The sequence below is a fragment of the Achromobacter sp. genome, from assembly GCF_049647645.1.
Lineage (GTDB): Bacteria > Pseudomonadota > Gammaproteobacteria > Burkholderiales > Burkholderiaceae_B > Achromobacter.
Window position 1 is genome coordinate 1 of record NZ_JBARYB010000189.1, and the last position, 5,997, is coordinate 5,997.

At 66.4% G+C, this 5,997-nt stretch carries 6 protein-coding genes; 4 read left to right on the plus strand and 2 right to left on the minus strand.

Translation table 11 applies throughout. The features are described from left to right. Positions 1-325: FAD-dependent oxidoreductase (locus tag WBB14_RS21445; protein WP_424241617.1), on the minus strand; the 325-nt coding region annotated here is incomplete at its 3' end. 2 nt (positions 326-327) lie between these two features. Beyond that, on the minus strand, positions 328-642 hold the full coding sequence (locus tag WBB14_RS21450) for a non-heme iron oxygenase ferredoxin subunit (protein ID WP_013393112.1): 315 nt from the start codon (positions 640-642) through the stop codon (positions 328-330). 403 nt (positions 643-1,045) lie between these two features. Between WBB14_RS21450 and WBB14_RS21455 the strand changes: the two genes are divergently transcribed. The 4 genes from WBB14_RS21455 to WBB14_RS21470 all read left to right on the plus strand — a co-directional run. Continuing rightward, a complete protein-coding gene (locus tag WBB14_RS21455) occupies positions 1,046-2,149 on the plus strand; it encodes a TRAP transporter substrate-binding protein (protein ID WP_013393113.1) in 1,104 nt (367 codons plus the stop codon). Between the two features lie 27 nt (positions 2,150-2,176). Further along, positions 2,177-4,579 (plus strand): xanthine dehydrogenase family protein molybdopterin-binding subunit, encoded by a 2,403-nt coding sequence (locus WBB14_RS21460; RefSeq protein WP_424241618.1) that lies wholly within the window; start codon positions 2,177-2,179, stop codon positions 4,577-4,579. Then, positions 4,576-5,403, plus strand: a complete 828-nt coding sequence (locus WBB14_RS21465) for an FAD binding domain-containing protein (RefSeq protein ID WP_424241619.1) — start codon at positions 4,576-4,578, stop codon at positions 5,401-5,403. The genes WBB14_RS21460 and WBB14_RS21465 overlap by 4 nt, the downstream gene beginning before the upstream one ends. A 5-nt stretch (positions 5,404-5,408) precedes the next feature. Beyond that, the coding region (locus WBB14_RS21470; protein ID WP_424241620.1) for a (2Fe-2S)-binding protein at positions 5,409-5,997 on the plus strand (589 nt) is incomplete at its 3' end.

Sequence of the window (5,997 nt, forward strand, 5' to 3'; positions counted from 1 at the left end):
CGAGCAGGCAGCGGCTGTAGGGGAGGGCGCTGCCATCGGCCAGCCGGACCTGGCGGCTGGCAGCGTCGATGGCTTGTGCTTCGGTGCCCGTTAGCAGCGTGATGCGCTGCCGTTCGTAGAAGTCGCCGGCATGCACCGCCGTCTGGCCGTGCGCGTCGGCCGCTTGCAGCGCGGCCTTGGACAGCGGCGGGCGCTCGTAAGGTGCGTGGGCTTCCTGGCCGATCAGCGTGATGGGGCCTGCGTGGCCCAGGTCGCGCAGCGTGGCGGCCGCCACCGCGCCGGTCTGGCCGGCGCCGATGATGAGGATAGGATCCGCGTCAGCCATGGTCAGCCCTGCAGGTTGGCGTAGATATCCTGGCCTTCGACCTTGACCGGATAGACGCGGATGCCGCTGGTGGCGGGCGCGCACATGGCCTGGCCCGTGCGGATGTCGAACCTGGCCTGGTGCAGCGGGCATTCGATGCAGCCGTCTTCCAGATAGCCGTCGGACAGCAGCGCGTAGGCATGCGTACAGACGTTGTCGGAGGCGTAGAACTCGCCTTCGCTGCGATACAGCGCAAGCTGCTTTTCGCCGGCTGCGACGGGGATCACCTCGTCGTCGTCGGTCAGTTGGTCGGTAGAGGCAATGCGGATCCAGTTCATATCAACTCGCTCGTCAGTATGCTGAGTAATTGTCGTCAGTGTACTGCCTAAAAAAACAAGTCAGGAGCTAGGGATTTCCCCGACATGAGGCGGGGGAAAGGGCTGCGGCGCGGGCCTATTATGCACGCCTGATTCGGCCCAGGTCCGCGAGTGTCCACTATATGTAAGGAGTACCCACAAACAGCACGCGACTCTCGTGGAAAATGCCGCCTGGAACGGGGAAAAGCGAGGCATTCCGCGGGTGTCAGCAGTGGGGATTTACCTTGTTGACACTCAAAATTACTGTCAGTATGCTGATCAACAATTCAGTGTGCTAACGTTTTTTTCGGATGTACGCGAGTGGCGTTGGCATGAGTTGAGGCGGGTCCAAGGGGACTCAATCGAACCAGATCGGGAGCAATGAATGCAACGACGCCGTTTCCTCGCACAAGCCGCCGGCGCAGCCGGCGCGGGCCTCGCCACTGTCGGCATGCCTGCCATCGCGCAATCCGCGCCGTCGGTGCGCTGGCGCATGTCCACCAGTTGGCCCAAGAGCCTGGACACCATTTACGGCTCGGCCGAAGACCTCTGCAAGCGGGTGGCGCAACTGACTGAAGGCAAGTTCGAGATCCGCGCCTTTCCCGGCGGCGAACTGGTGCCGGCCGCGCAGAACATGGACGCGGTCAGCAACGGCACGGTGGAATGCAACCACGTGCTGAGCACGGCCTACATCGGCAAGAACACGGCGTTGACCTTCGATACCGGCCTGTCCTTCGGCCTGAGCGCCCGCCAGCACAACGCCTGGATCCACTACGGCGGTGGTCTGGCGATGCTGCGCGCGCTCTATAAGAAGTACAACATCGTCAACCACGTCTGTGGCAACGTCGGCGTGCAGATGGGCGGCTGGTACCGCAAGGAGATCAAGTCGGTCGCCGACTTGAAGGGCTTGAACATGCGGATCGGCGGCATCGGCGGCATGGTGCTGTCCAAGCTGGGCGCGGTGCCGCAGCAGATTCCGCCGGGCGACATCTATCCGGCGCTGGAAAAGGGCACCATCGACGCGGCCGAATGGATCGGCCCCTACGACGACGAGAAGTTGGGCTTCAACAAGGTGGCGCCGTATTACTACTCGCCGGGCTGGTTCGAAGGCAGCGCCTCCATTACCAGCATGGTGCACGACAAGGCCTGGGAGGCCTTGCCCCCGGCCTATCAAGCCGCGTTCGAGGCGGCGGCGGGCGAACAGACCATGCGTATGCTGGCCCACTACGATGCTCGCAATCCGCTGGCGCTGCGCAAACTGATCGCCGGCGGCGCCAAGGTCAGTTTCTTCCCCAAGGAAGTGATGGACGCGGCGTACAACGCCTCGCAGGAACTATGGACCGAACTCTCGGCCAAGAACCCCGACTTCGCCGCCATCTTCCCCGATTGGAAGAAATTCCAGGCCGAGCAGGCGGGCTGGTTCCGGGTGGCCGAGAGCCCGTTGGACAACTACACCTTCGCCGCCGTGGCGAAGGCCCAGGCCAAGTAATAAGCAAGCAGGAGACAAAGGGTAGTCATGACGACAGCAAACGCCGATACGCACGGCCGGCCAGGCAAGCCGCAGGGAGTGGGCGCGCGGGTGCCGCGCAAGGAAGATGCGCGCCATCTGCACGGCAAGGGCAATTTCGTGGCCGACATGGCCATGCCCGGCCTGTGCGAGGTGGCCTTCCTGCGCAGTCCGCTGGCGCACGCACGCATCGCCTCGGTGCGCGTGGCCGAGCAGATCGCGGACAAGGCGTTTGTGCGCCAGGCCATGGCCGACGCGCGCGACATCGTGGCGGATTCCACTCTGCCCAGCTACCAGGTTTCGGCCCAGCCGCCGCTGGCCTCGGGCAAGGTGCGCTTCGTGGGCGAGCCTATCGCCATGGTGTTCGCGCCGACCCGGGCCGAGGCCGAAGACTACGCCGAACTGATCGAGGTCGACTACGACGACCTGCCCGTGTATGCGGACGTCGTCAGCGCCCAGGCCGCCCAGGGCGATTTCGTGCACGAGCAATGGCGCGACAACGTCTTCGTCACGCTCAATGTCGACAAGCAGTTCGATGAACTGGCGGCGCAGGCGGATGTGGTCGTGCGCCGCAAGATCGATCTGTCGCGGCAATGCATGGTGCCGATGGAGGGCAAGGCTGTGCTGGCCTACTGGGACCACCAGGCCGACCAACTGGTGGTGGTCAGCGCGACCCAGGTGCCGCACATGATCCGCAGCGTGCTGGCCCAGTGCCTGGACCTGGAGCAGGGCCGGGTGCGGGTGGTGTCGCCGGACGTGGGCGGCGCTTTCGGCTACAAGTGCGTGCTGCAGCAGGAAGAACTGTGCGTGGCCTGGCTGGCGAAGACCTTCAAGAAGCCGTTCCGCTTCATCGAAGACCGCCGTGAACATCTGACCGCGGGCGCCAATTCGCGCGAGCACCATTATGAAATGGTGGCCTACGCCGACCGCCGCGGCAAGCTGTTGGCGCTGGACGCCAAGATCACCATCGACGGCGGGGCCTATTCGGTCTGGCCGTTCACCATCGGCCTGGAACCTGGCCAGGCCATCGGCAACTTGCCGGGGCCCTACGCATTCAAGGGCTATCGCTGCGTGACGCGGGCGGTGGCCACCAACAAGCCGGGTTTCGTGCCCTATCGCGGCGTGGCGCGCACCGGCGTCTGCTTCGCCATCGAACTGACCATGGACGCGATCGCTCGCGAGGTCGGGCGCGAACCCTGGGAAATCCGCCACGAAAACCTGGTGCAGGGCGAGCAGATGCCCTACGTCAACGTCACCGGCAAGCACCTGGACAGCGGCGATTATCCGGCCAGCCTGCAGCAGGCCATGGACATGATAGGCGTGGATGCCATCCGCGAGCGCCAGCGCCAGGGGGAAGCCGACGGCCGCCTCATCGGCGTGGGCCTGGCGACATATACCGAGCAGGCGGCGCACGGCACTTCGGTGTTCGCGGCCTGGGGCACGCCCGTGATTCCGGGCTTCGACCAAGCCACCGCGCGGGTCACGCCGGACGGCGGGCTGGAGTTGCGGGTCGGCGTGCATTCGCACGGACAAGGCATGGAAACCACGTTCGCCCAGATCGCCAACGAGATCCTGGGCGTGGACGTGGCCAGCATCAAGCTGCTGCACGGCGACACCGGGCAGACGCCGTTCTCCACCGGCACCTACGCCTCGCGTTCGCTGGTGATGTCTGGCGGCGCGGTGTCGCAGGCCTGCAAGCGCCTGCTGCCGCGGCTCACGCATATCGGCGCGCATCTGTTGCAGGCCGATCCGGCTAACGTGGCCTGGAACGGCGACCGCCTGGAAGCCGGCGGCAAGTCGGTATCGGTCAAGGACGTGGCCGACGCCTGGTATTTGCGGCCGCAATTGTTGCCGCCGGACGTGGACCCCAGCGGCCTGGAAGTCACCGTGGGCTACAAGCCCAAGGTCGACACCGGCTGTTTCACCTATGCCACGCATGCGGCGGTGGTGGCGGTGGACCCGGGCACCGGCGGCGTGGAGATCCTGGATTATGTGGTGGTGGAGGACTGCGGGACCATGATCAACCCCATGGTGGTCGAAGGCCAGACCATAGGCGGCGTGGCCCAGGGCATAGGCACCGCCTTCTACGAGGAAACGCCTTACGACGACAACGGCCAGCCGCTGGCGTCGACGCTGGCGGACTACATGCTGCCCGGCGCCACCGAGGTCCCGAACATGCGCTTGCATCACTTCGAGACGCCATCGCCGCATACGGAATTCGGCGCCAAGGGCATGGGCGAGGGCGGCGCCATCGCGCCGCCGGCGGTGCTGTTCAACGCGGTCAACGACGCCTTGCGTCCGCTGGGCGCGGCCGAACTGCTGCGCACGCCGCTGTCGCCGACCCGGGTGCTGGCCGCCATCGCGGAAGGCAGCCGCAAGACCGCAACCGTTGCCGCGGAGGTGACGGCATGAAGGCGGCTGCATTCGAATACACCCGCCCGGACACGCTGCAGGACGCCTTGCTGGCGCTGCGCGGGCACGAAGGCCGCGCCAAGCTCATGGCCGGCGGCCAATCGCTGGGGCCGATGCTGAACCTGCGCCTGGCGCGTCCGCCGGTCGTCATCGACATTTCCGGCCTGTCCGAGTTGCGCACGGTCTCGCGCAAGGACGGCAAGCTGCGCGTGGGCGCGGCCGTGACCCATGCCGAGATCGAGGACGGCGTGCACGAACTGCTGCGCGGAACACCCTTGCAGCAAGTGGCCCCTGGCATCGCCTATCGCGCCATCCGCAACCGCGGCACGCTGGGCGGCAGCCTGGCGCATGCCGATCCGGCGGCCGACTGGGTGCTGACCGTGGTAGGCCTGGGCGCGACGCTGGAGATCGCGGGGCCGGACGGCGTGCGCATGCTGCCGGCGGAAGACTACATGCAGGGCGCCTACACCACCGGACTGCGCGAAGACGAACTGATCGCCGCCGTGCACATACAGGAGGCCGGGCCGCAGGCGCGCTGGGGCTATTACAAGTTCTGCCGCAAGACCGGCGAGTTCGCCGAGGCCAGTTGCGCCGCGTGGTTCGATCCGTCTTCAAAGACGGCGCGCATCGCGGTGGGGGCTTTGGACGGCGCGCCCAGGCTGCTGCCCCAACTGGCCGCGCGTATCGCGCAGCAGGGCTTGGCGGGCCTGGACGAGACGCTGCTCGCCAGCGAGCTGGCCGGCGTCATGCAGGACAAGGACGAACACCATCGCAAGCTGCACGGGACCGCGGTGACGCGCTGCCTGGCGCAGGCTCTGGGTTGACAGGAATGACCATGGTTCAGGTGACATTGGAAGTAAATGGCAAGCGCGTATCGCACGAGGCGCCCGCGCGCATGCATCTGGGGGATTTCCTGCGGGATCAGGCGCGCCTGACCGGCACCCATCTCGGTTGCGAACATGGCGTCTGCGGCGCCTGCACGGTGTTGGTGGATGGGGCGCCAGTGCGTTCCTGTATCTCGTTCGCCGTGGCCTGCGAAGGCCGGCAGGTGACCACCATCGAAGGCTACGACGCCGATCCGGTGATGCAGCGGCTGCGCGCCGCCTTTACAAAGCACCACGCCTTGCAATGCGGCTATTGCACCCCAGGCATGCTGGCGACCTCGCGCGATATCGTGCTGCGCTTGCCGGATGCGGATGAGAGCCGGGTGCGGGTGGAGCTGTCCGGCAATCTGTGCCGCTGCACCGGCTACATGGGCATCGTCGCCGCTGTCATGTCGGTGCTGGCCGAACTCAGGGAACAGCCCGACCCCGCGGTGCAGGCGCTGCGCGCCGCCCAGGCGCAAGGGCGTGGCGCTGCGCCAGCAGCAGAAAAACCAGTGGCTTTCGCGGGATTCACGCCGGCGGCGGCCAGCCAGC